At 67.2% G+C, this 19,360-nt stretch carries 22 protein-coding genes; 4 read left to right on the forward strand and 18 right to left on the reverse strand.

The annotated features are described in order from the left end of the window. Positions 1-12: 12 nt before the first annotated feature. The 7 genes from sufD to IE88_RS0106305 all read right to left on the reverse strand — a co-directional run bounded on the left by sufD (position 13) and on the right by IE88_RS0106305 (position 6,054). Positions 13-1,188 carry a Fe-S cluster assembly protein SufD gene (sufD, locus tag IE88_RS0106280; RefSeq protein WP_051881593.1) on the reverse strand — a complete coding sequence of 392 codons (1,176 nt, stop codon included), beginning with the start codon at positions 1,186-1,188 and terminating at the stop codon, positions 13-15. Positions 1,189-1,190: 2 nt separating this feature from the next. Further along, a complete protein-coding gene (sufC, locus tag IE88_RS0106285; RefSeq protein ID WP_031551756.1) occupies positions 1,191-1,940 on the reverse strand; it encodes a Fe-S cluster assembly ATPase SufC in 750 nt (249 codons plus the stop codon). A gap of 1 nt (position 1,941) precedes the next feature. Then, a complete protein-coding gene (locus tag IE88_RS18105) occupies positions 1,942-2,160 on the reverse strand; it encodes a hypothetical protein (protein WP_156032434.1) in 219 nt (72 codons plus the stop codon). A 179-nt stretch (positions 2,161-2,339) separates the two neighbouring features. Next, complete coding sequence (locus IE88_RS0106290) at positions 2,340-2,729, reverse strand: hypothetical protein (RefSeq protein ID WP_031551760.1); 390 nt, start codon at positions 2,727-2,729, stop codon at positions 2,340-2,342. Positions 2,730-2,982: 253 nt separating this feature from the next. Then, a complete protein-coding gene (gene sufB / locus IE88_RS0106295) occupies positions 2,983-4,503 on the reverse strand; it encodes a Fe-S cluster assembly protein SufB (RefSeq protein WP_031551762.1) in 1,521 nt (506 codons plus the stop codon). Next, the gene (locus tag IE88_RS0106300; protein ID WP_031551766.1) at positions 4,503-5,639 is read right to left on the reverse strand and encodes a cysteine desulfurase family protein; all 1,137 of its coding nucleotides are present in this window, start codon (positions 5,637-5,639) and stop codon (positions 4,503-4,505) included. The genes sufB and IE88_RS0106300 overlap by 1 nt, the downstream gene beginning before the upstream one ends. Then, positions 5,632-6,054, reverse strand: coding sequence for an Rrf2 family transcriptional regulator (locus IE88_RS0106305; RefSeq protein WP_202900441.1), 423 nt, complete (start codon positions 6,052-6,054; stop codon positions 5,632-5,634). The genes IE88_RS0106300 and IE88_RS0106305 overlap by 8 nt, the downstream gene beginning before the upstream one ends. 151 nt (positions 6,055-6,205) lie before the next feature. On the opposite strand from IE88_RS0106305, the gene IE88_RS0106310 reads away from it, so the two are divergent. Then, entirely contained in the window at positions 6,206-6,877 is a 672-nt protein-coding gene (locus IE88_RS0106310; protein ID WP_031551782.1) for an alpha/beta hydrolase, read from the forward strand. A 118-nt stretch (positions 6,878-6,995) separates the two neighbouring features. After that, positions 6,996-7,574 (forward strand): CC0125/CC1285 family lipoprotein, encoded by a 579-nt coding sequence (locus IE88_RS17200; protein ID WP_051881595.1) that lies wholly within the window; start codon positions 6,996-6,998, stop codon positions 7,572-7,574. A 24-nt stretch (positions 7,575-7,598) separates the two neighbouring features. On the opposite strand, the gene IE88_RS0106320 is transcribed toward IE88_RS17200, so the two are convergent. Then, positions 7,599-8,171 (reverse strand): cytochrome b, encoded by a 573-nt coding sequence (locus IE88_RS0106320; RefSeq protein ID WP_031551787.1) that lies wholly within the window; start codon positions 8,169-8,171, stop codon positions 7,599-7,601. Positions 8,172-8,436: 265 nt separating this feature from the next. On the opposite strand from IE88_RS0106320, the gene IE88_RS0106325 reads away from it, so the two are divergent. Beyond that, positions 8,437-9,204 carry a PhoH family protein gene (locus IE88_RS0106325; RefSeq protein WP_031551789.1) on the forward strand — a complete coding sequence of 256 codons (768 nt, stop codon included), beginning with the start codon at positions 8,437-8,439 and terminating at the stop codon, positions 9,202-9,204. A 37-nt stretch (positions 9,205-9,241) separates the two neighbouring features. Here the strand turns inward: IE88_RS0106325 and gpmA are convergent, their stop codons facing one another. From gpmA to IE88_RS0106370, 9 genes are all read right to left on the reverse strand, one after another. After that, positions 9,242-9,955 (reverse strand): 2,3-diphosphoglycerate-dependent phosphoglycerate mutase, encoded by a 714-nt coding sequence (gene gpmA, locus IE88_RS0106330; protein ID WP_031551791.1) that lies wholly within the window; start codon positions 9,953-9,955, stop codon positions 9,242-9,244. A 54-nt stretch (positions 9,956-10,009) separates the two neighbouring features. Further along, entirely contained in the window at positions 10,010-10,903 is an 894-nt protein-coding gene (locus IE88_RS0106335; RefSeq protein ID WP_031551793.1) for a diacylglycerol/lipid kinase family protein, read from the reverse strand. Then, complete coding sequence (locus IE88_RS0106340; RefSeq protein ID WP_031551795.1) at positions 10,900-11,706, reverse strand: metallophosphoesterase family protein; 807 nt, start codon at positions 11,704-11,706, stop codon at positions 10,900-10,902. The genes IE88_RS0106335 and IE88_RS0106340 overlap by 4 nt, the downstream gene beginning before the upstream one ends. 31 nt (positions 11,707-11,737) lie before the next feature. Continuing rightward, entirely contained in the window at positions 11,738-12,961 is a 1,224-nt protein-coding gene (locus tag IE88_RS0106345) for an endonuclease/exonuclease/phosphatase family protein (protein ID WP_031551798.1), read from the reverse strand. A 1-nt stretch (position 12,962) separates the two neighbouring features. Next, positions 12,963-13,247 carry a hypothetical protein gene (locus tag IE88_RS0106350; RefSeq protein ID WP_031551800.1) on the reverse strand — a complete coding sequence of 95 codons (285 nt, stop codon included), beginning with the start codon at positions 13,245-13,247 and terminating at the stop codon, positions 12,963-12,965. An 8-nt stretch (positions 13,248-13,255) separates the two neighbouring features. Beyond that, entirely contained in the window at positions 13,256-14,023 is a 768-nt protein-coding gene (locus IE88_RS0106355) for a PepSY domain-containing protein (protein WP_036766711.1), read from the reverse strand. Between the two features lie 67 nt (positions 14,024-14,090). Beyond that, complete coding sequence (locus IE88_RS0106360) at positions 14,091-15,500, reverse strand: NAD(P)(+) transhydrogenase (Re/Si-specific) subunit beta (RefSeq protein ID WP_031551806.1); 1,410 nt, start codon at positions 15,498-15,500, stop codon at positions 14,091-14,093. Next, positions 15,497-15,964, reverse strand: coding sequence for an NAD(P) transhydrogenase subunit alpha part 2 (locus IE88_RS18915; protein ID WP_272945600.1), 468 nt, complete (start codon positions 15,962-15,964; stop codon positions 15,497-15,499). The genes IE88_RS0106360 and IE88_RS18915 overlap by 4 nt, the downstream gene beginning before the upstream one ends. Position 15,965: 1 nt before the next feature. After that, the gene (locus IE88_RS0106370) at positions 15,966-17,099 is read right to left on the reverse strand and encodes an NAD(P) transhydrogenase subunit alpha (RefSeq protein ID WP_036766712.1); all 1,134 of its coding nucleotides are present in this window, start codon (positions 17,097-17,099) and stop codon (positions 15,966-15,968) included. 192 nt (positions 17,100-17,291) lie between these two features. On the opposite strand from IE88_RS0106370, the gene IE88_RS0106375 reads away from it, so the two are divergent. Next, positions 17,292-18,773 (forward strand): sigma-54-dependent transcriptional regulator, encoded by a 1,482-nt coding sequence (locus IE88_RS0106375; protein WP_031551818.1) that lies wholly within the window; start codon positions 17,292-17,294, stop codon positions 18,771-18,773. Between the two features lie 142 nt (positions 18,774-18,915). On the opposite strand, the gene IE88_RS0106380 is transcribed toward IE88_RS0106375, so the two are convergent. Beyond that, positions 18,916-19,164, reverse strand: a complete 249-nt coding sequence (locus IE88_RS0106380) for a hypothetical protein (RefSeq protein WP_162178305.1) — start codon at positions 19,162-19,164, stop codon at positions 18,916-18,918. Between the last annotated feature and the right edge of the window lie 196 nt (positions 19,165-19,360).

The following is a 19,360-nucleotide window of genomic DNA, read 5'->3' on the forward strand; positions in this document are numbered from 1 at the left end:
AAGGGCGGGTCGTCATTCCAGCCCCGCCCGGAACACCCGTTCCAGCTGCTCGCGCACGCCCTCGTCCTGCACCCGTGCCAGAACCTCTCCGGCGAAGGCGTCGATCAGCAGGCTGCGCGCCTGCTCTTCCGAGAGGCCGCGCTGGCGGAGGTAGAACATCGCCTCGGGGTCGAGCGCGCCCGCCGTGTTGCCATGGGCGCATTCGACGTCGTCGGCATAGATCTCCAGCTCGGGCTTGGCATTGATCTGCGCGCCCTGCTCCAGGAGCAGCGCGTGATGCGCCATCTTGGCGTCCGTGTGCTGCGCACCGCGGGCGACGTGGAACTTGCCCTGGAAGACGCCGCGCGCGCGGCCGGAGGCGACGCCCTTGACGAGCTGGCTCGTCTCCGCACCCTCGCCGACATAGTCGACATGAGTGGTGGTGTCGCAGTGCCGCTTGCCCGTCAGGCGGTAGAGGCCGTCGAGCTGCGCATGGCTCTCGCCGTTTTGGACGAGGCGCGTCTCGTGCCGGACCAGCGCGCCGCCGAGCGCGATCGCCGTCTGGCCGAGGCTCGCTTTCTCGGCGAGCGAGGCGAGCGTGGTGTGTACGATCACCGCGTCGTCCGCAGCCGGTTGGGCGATCAGGCGGGTGAGGTTCGCGCCCTCGCCCACCGCGATTTCCGTCAGGCTGTTCGCAAACGGCGCGCCCTGCGCCTCATGCGTCTCGACCAGCGTGGCGCAGGTTCCGGGGGCGAGGCGCACGCGGAGGCGGTCGGCGTGGCGGCCTTCACCATCGGACAGCCTGCGAACGATCAGCGGCGGGGGATTGCCTTGTAACTCGATCGTCAGCGTGTGGGCGGCGGTTGCGAGGCTGGCGAGGTCCGCATCGGGCAGCACGCCGGGCTCGGGCAGGCCGCGCGTCATGCCGATCCCGTCCGGCAGCGCCGCATCGTCCATATGCGCCGTGCCGTTGCGGATCGTCAGGACGACCGCGCCATCGAGCGACAGCGGCGCAGGCGGCACCTCGCCGACATAATCGCCGGAAGCCTGCTTCTCGTCGCGCAGAGCGGCGCGCAGGTCGGACCACTTCCACGCCTCGGCCCGGCGCGAGGGCAGGCCGCGCGACTTGAGCGCCTCGGCGACCTCGCCCTGCGGCAGGTCGGCGAAGAGGCGGTCCTCGAAAGCGGTGAGGGTGATGGGTGCGCTCACGGTTACGCCGCCTCCGCCTTGAACTGCTCGTAGCCGCCCTCTTCGAGTTCGCGCGCGAGTTCCGGGCCGCCCGAATGGACGATGCGGCCGCCGGCGAGGACGTGAATGCGGTCGGGCTTCACATAGTCGAGGAGGCGCTGATAGTGCGTGATGACGAGGAAGCCGCGGTCGGGGGCGCGGAGCGCGTTCACCACCTCGCCCACCATCTTCAGCGCGTCGATGTCGAGGCCGCTATCGGTCTCGTCCATGATGGCGAAGCGCGGCTGGAAGAGCGCCATCTGCAGCATCTCCATCCGCTTCTTCTCGCCGCCCGAGAAGCCTTCGTTGAAGGGCCGCTTGAGCTTGTCGGGCGTCAGGCCGACCGTCTTGGCATGCTCGCGGAAGACCTTGAGGAAGTCGGCGGAGGACATCTCCTCCTCCCCGCGCGCCTTTCGCTGCGCGTTGAGCGCGGTGCGGAGGAAGTTCATCGTCGCGACGCCCGGAATAGCGACCGGCTGCTGGAAGGACAGGAAGACGCCCTTCGCCGCCCGCTCGTCGGGCTCGAGCCCGATCAGGCTCTCGCCGTTCAGCGTCACGTCGCCCGAGACGGGCTCGTATCCCGGGCGCCCCGCCACCGTATAGCTGAGCGTCGACTTGCCCGAGCCGTTCGGCCCCATGATGGCATGCACCTCCCCGGCCGGAACCGACAGGGAGAGGGCATCGAGGATGCGGTTGTTCTCAATCTCTACAGTGAGGTTTTCGATGTTCAGCATATCAGGAGCAACCTTCAGTCGTTTTCTCGACGATGCGTTGGCGCGGAATGAAAGACAAAGCGACGAGCCATGCGATGCCGATCCAGAGGAAGGGAGCAACCAATAGCACCACAAGCTTCACTTCTGCCGGAACTGGCGCATCGAACACGCCGAATAAGCCGTACACGAGAGGACGGAGGACAAACATGAAGTATGGAGCACCTAAGAGGGCGAACAGCACAGCGCCAGCGGAATAAACCCAACCTCCGACACCCACAGGGCGGAGCGAGTAGTTGCCGAAGGACCGACCCCGCCGCTCAAACCACGGCCGGGAAGAGGCTGCCCCTCTCCCGGTCTTGGCCCCTCGTTGTCCAGCCGCCGCAGTGACCTGCAGTGACGGGTTTCTTCTGTTTCCACTCCTCACGGACAAAGCTCCGTGGTCCAATCTTGTGTGTCGCCGCGATAGCAGCGGTGGGTCTTGTCGAGCGCCGTGACGGTGAGGCCGTCCGGCCCCTCCTCGGCGCTGATTTCGAAACGTTCGGCGGCGATGCTGTCGTCCTCATAGCCGCTCGCCACGATGACGATTCGGCGCTCGCCATCGTTCTGCGGGCGCGCCTCGATCTCGATATCAGGCGCCTCGGGCGCCACGGCCGCGACCAGCGTGTCGATATCGGCATAGGTCGTCCCGATCGCCAGCGGCTCTTCGGTCGGCGCCGAGGGCGGCACGGTGCCTTCTGTTTCGAGCGTGACGTCCTCGTCGCTCCCGCCGCAGGCGGCGAGGAGGAAGGCGGAAAGGAGAAGCCACCTCATCTTACACTCTCCACCTTCTGCGTATGCCTGCCGATTAGCCACCAAGCTCCGATCGAAGTTGACAAGCATGTCGTTGCCACGAGCGCTCCAAGAACGACCGTTCCATCGATCATCATCACGATGCCGATTATCAGACCGAATACTGACAAGAGCGCGAACCAAAGCAGCACGCGCGCGGGCGTGTTTCTAGGTTCAATCAGTTCGTCGCCCGGATAGTCTGGATCAGGTCGGCTGATATAGCGAGGTCCCTCAATCACCCCACGCTCCCTTCAAGGCTCACCTGCACGAGCTTCTGCGCTTCCACCGCAAACTCCATCGGCAGTTCCTGCAGCACCTCGCGGCAGAAGCCATTGACTAGGAGGGCGACGGCCTCTTCTTCATCGAGGCCCCGCTGCATCGCGTAGAAGAGCTGGTCCTCTGAGAGCTTCGAGGTCGTCGCTTCGTGCTCAAGCACGGCCGAGGCGCTCTTGTCCTCGACATAAGGCACGGTGTGCGCGCCGCAGCGGTCGCCGATCAGCAGGCTGTCGCACTGGGTGAAGTTGCGCGCGTCGTCGGCGCGGGCGTTGATCGAGACGAGGCCGCGATAGGTCTGGTCCGACTGACCGGCGCTGATGCCCTTGGAGACGATGCGCGACTTGGTGCGCTTGCCGAGATGCACCATCTTGGTGCCGGTATCCGCCTGCTGATGGTTATTGGTGATGGCGATCGAGTAGAACTCGCCCTGGCTGTCGTCCCCGCGCAGGATGCAGGAGGGATATTTCCACGTCACCGCCGAGCCCGTCTCAACCTGCGTCCACGACACCTTGGAGCGGTCGCCGCGACAGTCGGCGCGCTTGGTGACGAAATTGTAGATGCCGCCCTTCCCGTCCTTGTCGCCGGGATACCAGTTCTGGACGGTCGAGTATTTGATCTCGGCATCGGTCAGCGCGACCAGCTCGACCACGGCGGCGTGGAGCTGGTTCTCGTCGCGCATGGGCGCGGTGCAGCCTTCGAGGTAGCTGACGTAGGCGCCCTCATCCGCGACGATCAGCGTGCGCTCGAACTGGCCGGTATTGGCCTCGTTGATGCGGAAATAGGTCGACAGCTCCATCGGGCAGCGCACGCCCTTGGGCACATAGACGAAGGTGCCGTCCGAGAAGACCGCCGCGTTGAGCGTCGCGAAATAGTTGTCTGATGGCGGCACGACCGAGCCGAGATATTGCCGGACGAGATCCGGATGTTCGCGGATCGCCTCCGAGATCGACATGAAGATCACGCCGGCCTTCTGAAGCTCCTTCTTGAAGGTCGTGGCGACCGAGACCGAGTCGAACACGGCGTCCACGGCGACCTGGCTGCCCGCGTTCCGGGCCTGCGCAGGGCTCGCCTCCGCGCCCTCGACGCCGAGCAGGACTTCCGCCTCCTTGAGCGGGATTCCGAGCTTTTCGAAGTCGGCGAGGATCTCCGGCGGGACGTCGTCGAGGGACTCGTATTTCGCGCCGGATTTGGGTTCGGCGTAATAATACTGGTCCTGATAATCGATAGGCGGATAGCCGACATTGGCCCAGTTGGGCTCATCGAGCTTCTGCCACCGCTCGAAGGCCTCCAGGCGGTATTGCAGCATCCATTCGGGCTCGTCCTTCTTGGCCGAGATATAGCGGACCGTGTCCGCGTTCAGGCCCTTGGGCGCCTTCTCGGATTCGATATTGGTGACGAAGCCGTGCTTATAGGTGCCGAGCTCTTCCACGGTGTCGACCGTGCTCTGCTCGATGCCTTCCTTGACTTTCACTTCCGACATTACGCGACCTTCCTTGCGACGCGTTCGTATTCCTTGGTCCAGGCGGCGAGGAACCGCTCGCCTGCGTCTTCCGGCGTGTCCCAGCCGAGCGAGACCCGCAGCGCGCAGCGCGCCTCGTCCTCGCTCGCGCCCATGGCGGAGAGGACCGGCGAGGTCCGCACCTTGCCCGACGAGCAGGCCGAGCCCGCCGAGACGGCAAGCCCCGCGAGGTCCATCACCATGAGCTGGGTCTCGGACGGGAACCCTCGCGCGCTGATGCAGAGCGTGTTGGGCAGGCGGGGCGCGTCTCTGCCCCAGACCCGGACGCTCTCCGGCAGCCCGGCCTCGATCCGGTCACGGATCGCCGCGAGGGATGCGTAGTCTTCGGGCCGCGCGGCTTCCGCCAGCGCGCCGAAGCCCGCAATGGCCGCGACGTTGTGCGTGCCCGCGCGGCGATATTCTTCCTGCCCGCCCCCCCGCTGGAACGGCTCGAAGGCGAGGCCGGGCATCACCACCATGGCGCCGACGCCCACGGGGCCGCCCGCCTTGTGCGCGGAGAGGACGAGGATATCCGCGCCCAGGGTCGAGAAATCGACCGGGATCTTGCCGAAGGCCTGAACAGCATCGGTCAGCACATAACCGCCCGCGCGGCGCGCGATCGCGGCGGCCTCGGCGACCGGCTGGATGACGCCGGTCTCGTTATTGGCGAGCATCAGGCAGAGGAGGAACGCCCCCTCGGACTTCGCATCGTAATCCGACAGGCGCTGCGCCAGCCATTCGAGGTCCGCCACGCCTTCAGATGTCACCGGCAGCGTCTCGACCTGTACGCCCGAATGCTCTGCGGCGAGGCGCACGGCCTCATGCTCGATGGCGGAAACAAAGATGCGGGAGACCTTCGGCCCGCCGCGCACCAGGCCGAGGATCGCGGCATTGTCTCCTTCGGTCCCGCCGGAGGTGAAGACGACGCTCTCACGCGGCGCGCCGACAGCCTCGGCCACGGCGCTGCGCGCATCCTCGACGAGGCGCTTGGCCGCCCGCCCCTCGGCATGGACCGAAGACGCATTGCGCGGCGCGTCCATCGCGCCCAGCATCGCCTCGCGGCAGGCAGGGCGCAGCGGGCTCGTCGCATTGTGGTCGAGATAGAGGCGTTCAGCCATGGACCGGCGCCCCCTTCGCGACATCCGCCAGCGATTTGCCGGCGAGGAAGCCTTCGATATGCCCGTCGAGCTCGCGCCACAGGCCATGGGTCAGGCAACGCGCACTCGTCCCGGTGCAGCCGACCTCACCGCCCGGCGGGCAGGCGGTCGTGCGCACCGTCTCGTCCACCGCCGCGACAACTTCCGCGAGAGAGAGCGTGGCAGGATCTCGCGAGAGGACATATCCCCCGCCTGCGCCCCTGCGGCTCTCGACCAGTCCCGCGCGCCGCAGCTGGCCGAAGACCTGCTCCAGGAACGGGACGGACAGGACCTGGCGCTTGGCGACCTCGGACAGCGGCACGGGCGCGCCTTCGCCATAGGCGGCGATATCCGCCATGGCGGTGACGGCGGTGCGTGCTCTCGCAGTCAGTTTCAAAGCGCTTGCGCCTCCGGAACGGATTTCTGGCCAGACGCGCGGAACCTGCTATAGGCCGCGCGAACCACTCTATGGCGCAGGTAGGAAACCCGACCGCGCCGGTCAACTTTCGCAAGCCGCGCCGCCTCGTCGCGTGCGCAGGATGGATTTGATGCCAGAAATCATCTTTCCCGGACCCGATGGCCGGATCGAAGGCCGTTATCAGAAGGCCAAGGAAGACAACGCGCCGATCGCGCTGATCCTTCATCCCCATCCGCAATTCGGCGGAACGATGAACGACAAGATCACCTATGAGATGTATCACATGTTCGCGCGGCGCGGCTTCGCGGTCATGCGGTTCAATTTCCGCGGCGTGGGCAAGTCCGAAGGCGAATACGATCAGGGCCAGGGCGAGCTGTCCGATGCGGCGACCGCGCTCGACTATCTCCAGCAGCTGAACCCCACCGCGCCCTTCGCCTGGGTCGCGGGCTTCTCCTTCGGCGCCTATGTCGGCATGCAGCTCCTGATGCGGCGGCCGGAGATCGTCGGCTTCATCTCGATCTCGGCGGCGGCGAACCTGTTCGATTTCAGCTTCCTCGCCCCCTGCCCCTCATCGGGGATCGTGATCCACGGCACCGACGACAAGATATGCCCGCCCTCGCTGACGCGTGACGTCATGGCCAAGACCCGGACGCAGAAGGGCCGCCGGATCGAGTTCGAGACGGTCGAGGGCGCCGACCACTTCTTCAGCCAGCACGAAGAACAGCTGCTGGACAAAGCCGCCGGTTATCTCGACCGCCGCCTGCAGGAGCCGCCGGAAGGCCATCTCTTCGACATGGACTGATCTTGCCTCTGCCTCTCCTCTTCACGTCTGGGGGAGAGGCATGCCTGTTTCGAAACGGAACGGTGGAACGTCCTGTCCTCCTGACATCGAAAGTTGAAACGATGCTCCGGAGGATGGAATGAAGACGACGCTGACGCTGACCGCCGCATTCGCCATGGGCCTTGCTGGATGCGCCAGCCCCACGCCTTACGAGCCTGCGGCGGGTCCTTCGGATCAGACCGGCTATACGAGTTCGCAGGTCGATCCGAACACCTATCGCGTGACCTTCGAAGGCAACGCCGTCACCGAGCGCGAGACGGTGGAAACCTATCTCCTCTACCGCGCTGCGCAGATCGCGCAGAACACGGGGCACCCCTATTTCCGCTTCCGCACGCGCGACGTCGAGCAGCAGATCGATCTCGACACCTATACGACCTATGAGACGGCGCCGGGCCTCTACGGCTATGGCTCGCCATTCGGCACTTACGGGTTCACCGGCTATAACTACTACTCGACGTTCCCCTATGGCGCGGGCGTGGGATATACCGACACGAACATCACGACGGACGACTCCTATGAGGCGCAGGCCGTAATCGAGGTCTATGAAGACCGTCCGTCAGAGGTGAACGGCATTCTCGACACGAGCGACGTGATCGAACGGCTGCGGCCGGAAATCGAGTTTCCGGGCGAAGACGATGAGGATGGCGGCATCCTCTGATCCAAGGGCCGCCTTGCGCGGCGGCTATGGCTTCATCCCGGGCACCATGCGGGCAAGGACATCGTCCCCGTCCGCATAATGGTGCTTGAGCGCACCGGCCACGTGCAGGATCAGGAGGCCGAGGATTGCCGCGGCTCCGAGTTCGTGCAGCTCGGACAGGGCGCTTGCCGTGCCCTCCCCGCCGGGCACCGGCAAGGAAAAGACCGGCAGGACGAAGAAGATGTCGGCGGGAGAGGCCTCCGCGCCGCTGGAAATGAGCGACCAGCCGATCAGCGGCACGCCTATCATCAGGATGTAGAAGAGGGCCTGGGTCGTCCTCGCGAAGAGGCGGTCCCAGCGCGCCGTCCCCGGCGGCAATGCGGGCGGCCTGTGCGTCAGGCGCCAGAACAACCGGACGAGGGACAGGACCAGGATCGTCAGGCCGAAGGAGACGTGAAGCTCGAAGGCGAAGGAGGCGGAAGCGCTGTCCTGCGGAAGACGGTGCATCGCCAGCCCGCCGAAGATCTGGCCGACGATCAGTACCGCGATGCCCCAATGGAGGAGCTGGGCCCCGCGCGTATAGCGATCGGCGTTGGTCGGGTCTGCCGAACTCGTCATCTCCGGAGGTTCGGTCCTTGCGCGCCGGGTGACAAGAGGTCGGGCTGCACAAGAGGGCCGTCACGGAGGCTTCACGCACTCGTCGTCTTCCCATCGTCGCGAATCGGCAGAAACTTCGTTGGGGAGAGCATCGTCTTCCCGCCAGGAAGAGGCCGGCAATGGCACGAAGGATTTCCGCATCGGAACAGGCTTCGCCTTCGTCGGCCGCTCGTCGCCCCGCCCTCGCCGGCGGGGTTTTTTGTGCCCCAAGCAACGGAGCCAATCCATGACCCGCCGTTCCAACAAACGCAGCGTGAAACGTGCCGGCAAGACCTCGACGGAGGACCGCCGCGCCATGCCGGACAATGTCCGGCAGCTCTTCGAGGACGGGTGGTCGCCGATCTCGGCCGAGGAGCCGCAGCGCGAGCAGCGCTTCGTGAAGAACCTCCGCCCGCGCGGGCCGGCGCAGGCCGCGCTGATGAAGGCGATCGACGATTGCTCGGTCGTCTTCGCGACGGGGCCTGCGGGAACCGGCAAGACTTACCTGGCGGTGGCAAAGGCGGTCGAGGCGCTCGAAGCCGGCACGGTCGGACGGATCGTCCTCTCCCGCCCCGCCGTGGAGGCCGGCGAGAGCCTGGGCTACCTGCCCGGCGACATGGAGGAGAAGCTCAGCCCCTATCTGCGACCGCTCTACGATGTGCTGACGGACCGGCTGTCGGCCAAGAAGGTGCGCGCGCTGATGGCGGAGGGCGCGATCGAGGTGGCGCCGATCGGCTTCATGCGGGGGCGGACGCTCAACAACGCCTTCATCGTCATCGACGAGGCGCAGAACTGCACCTACGCCCAGCTGAAGATGCTGCTGACCCGCCTCGGCTGGCATTCGACCATGGTCGTCACCGGAGATCCGCAGCAATCGGACCTTCTGCCCGGCGTCTCCGGCCTCGCTGAGATCGAGGAGAAGCTGAAGGGCGCCGAGGATATCGGCGCCGTCCGCTTCGCTCATGGCGACGTGGTGCGCCACCCGCTCGTCGCCCGCATGGTCGAGCGGATCTGACGGTGCGGGAGGCGGCAAGCGCCGCCTCCCGGCCTTCTCAGGGAATGCGCGGCAGGCTCTGCGCCCGCTTCTCGTCGAGATAGCGCGCGCCCGTCACGCGCACGTCCTCGGACAGCTCGATCAGCAGCGGGTTGCCGGTCGGGATCTCCACCTTCGGGATCTCGTCATCGGCAACGTCGAAGAGCAGCTTGACCAGCGCCCGCAGGCTGTTCCCATGCGCGGCGATGATGAGGTCGGCGCCTTCGGCGATGCGCGGCCGGATCTCGCTTTCCCAATAGGGTTGCACGCGCTCCAGTGTCAGCTTCAGCGACTCCGATTTCGGCGTCTCGATCCCGTCATAGCGGCGGTCGGTGAGCGTGGGGAACGGGCTCGCATCCTCGAGCGGCGGGGGCGGCGTGTCATAGGAGCGGCGCCAGATATGGACCTGTTCCTCGCCATGCTTCTCGGCCGTCTCGGCCTTGTTGAGCCCCGTCAGGCCCCCGTAATGGCGCTCGTTCAGACGCCAGTCCTTTGTCACCGGCAGCCAGCTCTCGCCCATTTCCTCAAGGGCGAGGTTCAGCGTGCGGATGGCGCGGGTCTGCACCGAGGTGAAGCAGGCGTCGAAGGCGATGCCGCTCTCTTTCAGGAGCTGACCCGAATGCCGCGCCTCGGCTTCGCCCTTCTCGGTCAGGTCGACATCGACCCAGCCTGTGAAGCGGTTCTCGAGGTTCCACTGGCTCTGGCCGTGGCGTAGGAAGGCGAGGCTCGGCATGGTGTCTCTCCGGTTGGGATTCGGCTGCCGGTCTAGCGGCAGGCAGGGGCGAAGTCAGCGGCGAAGGTCGGGAACGCCCAGGGCGCCGGGCTCGATCACGAAGCGGACTTCGCGCTCATCGTCGATCACCTCGCCATCGGCAGAATAAACGAGAGGTCCCCCGCCCGAGGTCACGGTCGCCGTCCGGCAGACATGGCGGATGATTCCATCCGAGTCGTCGAAGCCGCCCGTCACCGCCTCGATCACGCGCTTGATGAACCCCAAGGGGCCCACGGAATCGGACAGATAGACCACGAGTTCGCCGGCATCCAGGCGCTCTCGGACCGGCACGCCGCGCTCGCCGCCGGTGATCGCGTTGTTGGTGACGAAGACGGCGTTCGTGGTCGCATCGAGCGCCTCGCCATCGATCACCAGATGATAATCGAGCGGGTCCGCGCGCAGGAGATCGCCGGCGGCCTCGGCCAATGCATCGAAGAACTCGCCGGGCGTCCTCGCCTTGCGCAGGTGCTCTCGCGCCTCGGCGACCTCCGCGAAGGTGCCGAACACGGCGGAATGGAGCAGCGGGTGCTCATTCGCGCGGGCATAGTCGATGCGCCGCGTTTCCGCGCCGATCGCGGCCTCCAGCGCCTCCATGGGGTCGAGCGGGAGGCCGAGATCGCGCGTGAAGAGATTGGCGGTGCCGAAGGGCAGCGGCACGAAGCGCGGCGGCGCCTCCATCGCAGCCAGAGCGCCCGCCACCGCGCCGACCGTCCCGTCGCCGCCGACGGTCACCACCGTGTCTTCCCGCGCCTCCCGGAGCAGCCGGAGGAGGTCGGGCACGGGCGCGACTTCCATCCGGACCGCAGCGCCGCTGCGGGCCAGGGCCTCGCCGATCTCCTCCTGGATGCGGTCCGCGCCTTCGTCGAGGACGCGCCCCGCCTCGGCATTGATCAGGACAAGCGCGCTCATGCCTCGCTCCAACCCTCTTCGCCGCGCACGAACCGCACGACGCGCTCCACCACGAAGTCGCTCTCGCCCCAGCGGTGGATTTCCACCGAGATCTCCTCGCCGTCGAGTTCCAGCACGGTGTAGCTCGCAAGCTCTCCGCGCAGGCGCGTCGAGACGGCGGTGCCGGCCTGGCTCATCACGAAAGACCAGCCCCGGTCGGTCACCACCGACACCTTGGCGAGATGGACATGGCCGGTCATCATCACGTCCACCTTCGCGTCCGCCATGGCATCGACAACGTGGTCCGCACCGCTGACCACGGCCTTGCCGGCCTTCGCGGCGGTCTCGATGGCGCGGATCGGGTGGTGGAAGCCGACCATGCTGATGTCGTCGGGGTGGTCGCGAAAGGCCTCTATGACCCGCGCGACCTGGCGGCGGTTCAAGGAGCCCGTCGACCAGTCGAGGCTCGGCCGGATGCGGCGGGCGGAGTTGGCGCCTGCGAAGATATAGCCTTTGCCCGGCACGATCGGTTCCGCATCGAGGCCGGTATAGCGCTCATAGCGCTCCCAGGGGCTCTTGAAGCGCCGGTAGAGATTGCGCACCGGCGCATCGTGATTGCCGGGAATGGCGGTCACCCGCATGGGCAGGGTCTCGAACCAGGCGGCGGCCGCTTCGAACTCTCTTTTGCGGCCTTCCTGCGTCAGGTCGCCCGTGACGATGATATGGTCCGTGCGGTCCCGCTCGAGCGCGCTCGCGAGCGCGTCGAGCTGAGACTGGTCGGTGCGGCCGAAATGAAGGTCGGACAGATGCGCGATACGTGCCATGGCGTGCGAACACGCCGGCGCACCAACCGTCCTACTCGCCCGTCTCTTCGGGCAGTTCGAGATCGACCCAGACCATGCGATGGTCCGAGCTGACCGGCGGATAGCCGGGCCCGACAAGGGCGTAGCCTTCCTGCCCCTCGGCGGGCCAGAAGACGCCGGCATCCTTCACCGTCAGATTGGCCGAGGGCAGCACGTAGTCCACGCGGAGATTCCCGACTTCCCCGTCGGAGAAATCCGCGGTGTCGAGCGCCGGATCGCCCACCTGCCTCAGATTGCCTTCGCCCTGGTGCTGAGCCGCAGCGGGGCCGCCTTCGCTGCGCGGCTCGGGGTCGGTGACGAGAGGGCTGCCGAGGAGCGCCGCGATGGCGCCTTCGCCCGCGCCCTCGGCGACATCGCCATCGGCGGCGTCGGCGTTGAGGTCGCCAGCGATCACGAACATCTCGTTCTGCGCGAGGCCGCCCGTTCCCCCTTCGTCATCGCGCAGATAGCCGCCGCGCGAAGGGTCCACGATGTCGAGGAGCAGGCGGACCTCGTCATTGTTGCGAAGGCCGTTGCGGTCCTCCGCCCCGTCGAAGCCCGGCGGCGTGGGATGGGCGAGGACGAGGTTCAGCGGCCCGGCTGCGGTCTCCACCGGAACGACGGCATGGGTCTTGGACGACAGGCGCATCACGGCGCGGTCGCCCTCGTCATACCAGCTCTCGGGCTGGAGGTTGCCGGGCATGTCCGACCAGAGAAGCTCGCGATAGGTTCGCACCGCGTCCTCGTCGATCGGCAGGCGCGAGGCGACCGCGATGCCGTACTGGCCGGGATGGGTGCCGTAGCCGAAGGCGTCGCCGCCATATTCCCGGCTGCCGGGCGCATGGTCGGCGCGGCCGTCATTGTCGAGGTCGCGGCCCGAAGCGATGCCGGTATTGGACGGCAGAGCGAGGAAATGAGGATAGCCCAGCCGCTCGGCGAAGAGCGCCAGGGCCTCGGCGCTGTCCTCGTAGTCGAATTCGTTGAGGACGAGCACGTCCGGATCGACCTGCGCGATCACATCGGTCACCGCCCGGATCTGGGGGTCCGCCTCGGCCCGCAGGTCGGCGAGAAGCTGCCCCGGCTCCTCGCGATACATCGACACATTGTAGGTCGCGACGCGGAGGGCATTGCCGTCCCGCTCCGGAGCGGCGGCCGCCTCTTCGGCGGCCATGTCCCCGGACGCGCCGCTGCACGCCGCTGCCAGAACCAGCGCGGCGGCCGAGCAGATGGCGCGCATGTCAGTGGCCGTCCGCGCGCGTGCCGTCGTGAACGAAGAAGGTCTTGGAGAAGCCGTAGACGCCGAGCCAGGTGAGAAAGGCGAGGAAGAGCGAGACGATGAAATTCGTCCCGAGGAGAAGCAGGATCACGAACATGGCTATCGCGACGCCGACGGGCAGGCCGACGGCGAAACCGACGCGCATCATGTTCTGATAGGTCCTGGAATGGTCGGCCGTGGTGACGTTGCCTTCCGCGTCGGGCTTCGGCTCGTCCAGAATGCTCATATCTTCGGTCCTGTCGTTCATGGGATCCCTCATAGCGCGGTGTTTTCCCGTGGCAACGCCTGACGCGCCCGCGCAGCCCTCGCGCGGAGCCTGCCCTGCCCCGTCCGCCAAATCCATAGCAGGGCGAGCACGAGGCCGGACAGCGCGAAGACGACCGCGACGCCCGCCGCCCCGATCAGCAGCGGGTGATTGAAATCCGCCCCGTCATCATAGTCCATGACGTGAAGCCGCCAGGCCAGATCGAAGCTGCGCCAGGTCCGCGAGCGGCGCGCGCGGACCGCCCCGGTCGTCTCGTCCACATAGAGCGCGGTGGCGTCGAGATCGCCGAAGGTGACGCGCCAGACCGGGCCCGGCCGGCCGTATTCCGTCGGCGGTTCCGTCAGCCGTTCCACCGCCGAGACGCTGCCCGGACCGGCATAGTCGGCTTCGGCGGCCGCGCGGGCCTCCTTGGCGTTGAGCGGCGGCAGGATGCGGCCCGTCAGGGCATCGACGACGGCGGTCCGGCCGTCAGCCGCCTCGAGATGCCAGACCGGCGTGCCGACACGCCGAGCGAGACGCGCGGTGCGCAGCGCCTGCACTCCCGCCCCCGCCGCAGCCTCGGCGAGGGGAAGAACCGCGTCCGGCGCGACTGCCGTCACCGCCTGCTCGGCGATCCTATGCTCGCCGCGCACCCGCTCGATCGGCAGGGCCGACATGACGAGGCCGCCCGCGAGCCAGATCAGGACCTGAAGGCCGATCAGGAGTCCGAGCCAGCGGTGAAGGCGGTGCGCATGGCGCCGGAGGGTCAGGATGAGCATGGGCGCTCCTTGGCGGATGCGCGGGGTTAGCCGCATCCGCCCCGGACGGCAAAACCAGCGCCGCCGATTACATCGCCTTGGCGATCTCCTCGCACATCTTCTTGGCGTCGCCGAACAGCATCATCGTGTTGTCGCGGAAGAAGAGCTCGTTCTGCACCCCGGCATAGCCCGAGGACATGCCCCTCTTCACGAAGAGGACGGTGCCCGCATCCTCCACGTCGAGAACCGGCATGCCGTAGATCGGCGAGGACTTGTCGGTCTTGGCCGCAGGGTTCGTGACATCGTTCGCGCCGATGACGAAGGCGACGTCGGTGCTGCGGAATTCCGAATTGATGTCTTCCAGTTCGAAGACCTCGTCATAGGGCACGTTCGCCTCTGCGAGGAGGACGTTCATGTGGCCTGGCATGCGCCCGGCGACCGGGTGGATCGCGTAGCGCACGTCCACGCCCTCCTCTTTCAGGACGTCGGCCATCTCGCGAAGGGCATGCTGCGCCTGGGCGACCGCCATGCCGTAGCCGGGGACGATGATGACCTTGCCCGCGTTTTTCAGAATGAAGGCCGCGTCGTCCGCGCTGCCCTGCTTGACGGGCCGGTCCTCCTCGCCGCCCGCGCCCGCCGCCGCGTCGTCTCCGCCGAAGCCGCCGAGGATGACCGAGACGAAGCTGCGGTTCATCGCGCGGCACATGATGTAGCTAAGGATCGCGCCCGACGCGCCGACGAGGGCGCCGGTGATGATCAGCGCCATGTTTCCGAGGGTGAAGCCGATGCCCGCCGCCGCCCAGCCCGAATAGCTGTTCAGCATGGAGACGACGACCGGCATGTCCGCTCCGCCGATGGGGACGATCAGGAGGAAGCCGAGCGCGAGCGCGATCAGGGTCAGAAGGAAGAAGAGGACCGCCGACTGCGCGCCCGCCGCGATCAGCACGATGAGAAGGATGGCCGCGCCTGCGAGCCCGAGATTGATGAGGTGCCGCGCGGGCAGCAGGATCGGCTTGCCCGACATGCGCCCGTCGAGCTTTAGAAAGGCGATGATCGAACCGGTGAAGGTCACCGCGCCGATGACGACGCCGATCGCCATCTCGACGATGGCCTGCGCCTCGATCTCGCCAGGGATGCCGATGCCGTAGGCGCGCGGCGCGAGAAAGGCCGCCCAGGCGATCAGCACCGCCGCTAGCCCGACCAGCGCGTGGAAGGCCGCGACGAGCTGCGGCATGGCCGTCATCTTCACCCGCCGCGCGATCAGCGCGCCGGGGATAGCGCCAGCCGCGACGGCGAGGAGGACGAGCAGCCACGCCCCTGCCCCCGCGCCGGACAGGAAGCGCTCGGAGAACAGCGTCGCGAAGACCGCGACCGCCATGCCGATCATGCCGAAGCGGTTCCCGCGCCGGGCGGTCTCAGGGCTGGAGAGGCCGCGCAGGGCCAGGATGAAGAGGATGCCCGCGACGATGTAGAGGATGGCGGTGAGGTCGGCGTTCATGCCCCACGCTCCTTCTTCTTGTACATCCCCAGCATCCTCTGCGTGACGAGGAAGCCGCCGAAGATGTTCACGCTGGCGAGCGCCACCGCGACGACGCCCAAGGCCCGCGACCATCCGCCCGCGGCGGTATCCGCGACCTCCGCGCCGACGGCGATCAGGGCACCGACGATCACGACCGAGGAAACGGCGTTGGTGACGGACATGAGCGGGGTGTGGAGCGCCGGGGTAACCGACCAGACCACGTAATAGCCGACGAAGCAGGCGAGCGCGAAGATCGCCGCGAGATAGACGAAGTCCGAGACGAAGGGCAGATGCGCCGCCGTCTCGATCAGGCCCGCAGGCTGCGCCTCCAGCGCGTCTGCGAGCCGCGCCTGCGCGATTTCCGCCTGGGCCTGCGCGGCTTCGAGGTCCGCCGCGGCGCGCGCCGCCTCCAGCCTCGCGGCGTCGAGTTCGCTCATCTGCATGTCAGGCTCCTTCCCCGTCTTCCGCCGCCGGTTCAGGGGGGCGCTCCGCTTGCCCGCCGAATTGTGGATGCACGACCGTCCCGTCCCGCGTCAGCTGCACGCCGCGCACGATCTCGTCTCCCGCCTCGGGTTCCAGCGCTCCCTTCTCTTCGTCGAAGATCAGCGTCAGGAAGGAGAGGAGGTTCCGGGCATAGAGGTTCGACGCCTCGCCCGGCAGGCCTTCGAGAATGTTCTTCGGCCGCAGGATCGTCACGCCTTCCCGTTCGCCCTCGACATTGCCGCCTCTGGGCGCTGCGAGGTCGACGACGACGCTGCCGGTCTTCATCCCCTCCAGCATGTCGGCCATGATCAGCTTCGGCGCGGGGCGGCCGGGGATGAGGGCGGTGGTGATGACCACGTCCATCTTGGCGAGATGGCCCTTCACATGCTCGGCCTGCTTCTTCCGGAAATCGTCCGAGGCTTCCTTCGCATAGCCGCCCTCGCCCTCCATCGCCTTCATCGCCTCGATATCGGCGGTGACGAAGCTCGCGCCGAGGCTTTCGACCTGTTCCTTGGCGGCGAAGCGGACATCGGTCGCGCTGACCACCGCGCCGAGACGCCTCGCCGTCGCGATGGCCTGAAGGCCCGCCACCCCTGCGCCCATCACGAAGACCTTGGCCGGCGGGACGGTGCCCGCCGCCGTCATCATCATCGGAAAGGCGCGGCCATAGGCATGGGCGGCGTCGATCACCGCCTTGTAGCCTGCGAGGTTGGCCTGGCTCGACAACACGTCCATGGACTGGGCGCGGGTGATGCGCGGCGCGAGCTCCATCGCATAGGCGTCGATGCCGCTTTCGGCCCAGCCGCGAATTCTTTCCTCGGCGCCGTAAGGGTCGAGGAGCCCGATCAGCGCGAGGCCGCGCGGCAGGGGGCCGAGCGGCGGCTCGACCACCAGTGCCGCATCGGCGCCGTCGAGCGCGTTGCCGGTTACCCTGGCTCCCGCCTCTTCATAGGCGGCATCGGGGAAGCCGGCCCTGCGGCCCGCGCCCGCCTCGACGCATATGTCGAGGCCGAGCTTTTTCATGCGCGAGACGGTGTCGGGCGTCGCGGCGGCGCGGGCGTCGCCCTCGGCCCGCAGAACGGCGATCCTGGTCAAATCTGCCCCCTCCCTCACGCGAAGACCGGCACGCTAACCCGCTTCGAAAGGAGCGGCCAGACGGGGGCGCAGTCAGGCGAAACGCCGCCCGATGTCCGGATTCGATCCATCTCGGCACGGCTTCACCGGGTCTTTACGCCTCCCCCCTAGGAGAAGCGCAGTGAGTTCAACTCTTCCAGCAAAGAGCGCGCCATGGCCAAGACCGTTCTGATCGTCGACGACGACCCCACGCAGCGCCGCCTGATGCAGGCCGTGTGCGAAAGAGCGGGCTATCACGTCTGCCAGGCCGAGAACGGCCAGAAAGCGATCGACTTCATGCGGTCCGATTCGGGGCGCGGGGTGAGCGTGATGATGCTCGACCTGCACATGCCCGAAATGGACGGTCTCGAAGTGCTCGAAACCCTGCGCGGCTTCGCGCCCGACCTGCCGGTCATCGTGCTGACGGCGCAGGGCGGCGTCGAGACCGTGGTCAAGGCGATGCAGGCCGGCGCGGCGGATTTCTTCGTGAAGCCCGCCAGCCCCGAACGCGTCATCGTTTCGATCAACAACGTCCTCAACGTCACCACGCTCAAGGGCGAGGTCAGCCGCCTCAAGCGCAAGGCCGAGAATTCCATGGCCTTCTCCGACGTGATCGGCGAGAGCGACGCGCTCAAGCGCTGCATCCGCATGGGCGAGCGCGCGGCGGCATCCAACATCCCGATCCTGATCACCGGCGAAAGCGGCACCGGCAAGGAAATGATGGCCCGCGCGATCGAGGGCAGCTCCGACCGGGCCGGCAAGCCCTTCGTCACCGTGAACTGCGGCGCCATCCCAGACAATCTCGTCGAGAGCATCCTGTTCGGCCACGAGAAAGGCGCCTTCACCGGCGCGGTCGGCAAGCATGCCGGCAAGTTTCAGGAAGCCAATGGCGGCACGATCTTCCTCGACGAGGTGGGCGAGCTGCCCCTCGAGGCGCAGGTCAAGCTGCTGCGCGTCCTGCAGGAAGGCGAAGTCGACCCGGTCGGCGCCAAGAAGACCGTCAAGATCGACGTGCGCGTCATCTCCGCGACGAACCGCAACCTGGCCGAAGAGGTCAAGAACGGCACGTTCCGCGAAGACCTCTATTACCGCCTCAACGTCTTCCCCGTCGAAATCCCGCCTCTGCGTCAGCGGCGCGAGGACATCCCCGCGCTGATCGATCACTTCATCGCGCGCTACAATGCCGAGGAAGGCCGCGACGTTCAGGGCGTCCGCCACGAGGTCATGGACGTGCTCCAGGCGCAGGACTGGCCGGGCAATATCCGCCAGCTCGAAAATACGATCTTCCGCGCCGTCGTCCTCTGCGAGGATGCGTGGCTGTCGGCCAGCGACTTCCCGCTCCTGCAGGACGCCTTCGAGGCGGCCGGGGTCGAGAGCGGCCCGCCGCTCGCCGCCGATGCGCCGCCCCAGGCGCCCGAAGCGCCTGCGGCGACCGCCAGGAATGCGCCCGAGGCGGAAGAAGAGGACCGCGTCAGCGTCCTCGACCGCGAGGGACACCTGCGCAGCCTCTACGACATCGAGCGCGATCTCATCGCCATGGCGATCGAGATGTATAACGGCCAGATGTCCGAAGTCGCCCGCCGCCTCGGTATCGGCCGCTCGACCCTCTACCGGAAGGTGCAGGAACAGGGCCTCGAGGTCAGAAGGGCTTCTTGAGTCTTCTGAAGCGCGAAGCGCGACGGCAGCGAAGCTGCCGGCTCCCTCCTGAACGTCGGTCGCTCAGCGGCGGGTTCGGAAAGGACAGACATTCGCATCGTGGCGGGTCTGGGCGCGGGTGAAGGTGCGCCTAGCGGCCCTTTCACCGCCCCGCCATGCGGCCGAACCAGGCGAAGAACCACGCCGCGCCTGCGAAGACCAGCGTCAGGGCGAGGAAGAGCACGAGGTTCGCCGCCCGCCACGGCTCGCCCTGCATCACGTTCCAGAGGCCCAGCGTCAGCATCGCGAAGCTGAACGCGGCATGCAGGACGAGAAGGAAGGCGAGCGCATAGGACGCCACCCGGCGGACACGGTCGAGCGGATGCATGCCGGGAGGGTAGCCAGCGGACACAGAAGGGCAATCCCGGCTGCTGCTGGCCGATGACAGCTCAAGGGGGCGATCCCCTTCTCCCCGCCGTCGCGCAAGGCGCCTCAGCAACAAGAAAACTCAAGAGCCGCGATGCGCCCGCCACCCGCGCACCCCGCTCCCGCGGAGCGAGCGACGGTCAGGAGCGAGCCGGCAGCTCCGCTGCCGTCGCGCAAAGCGC

Origin of the sequence: Parvularcula oceani (assembly GCF_000733125.1) — a bacterium.
GTDB classification, from domain to species: domain Bacteria; phylum Pseudomonadota; class Alphaproteobacteria; order Caulobacterales; family Parvularculaceae; genus Parvularcula; species Parvularcula oceani.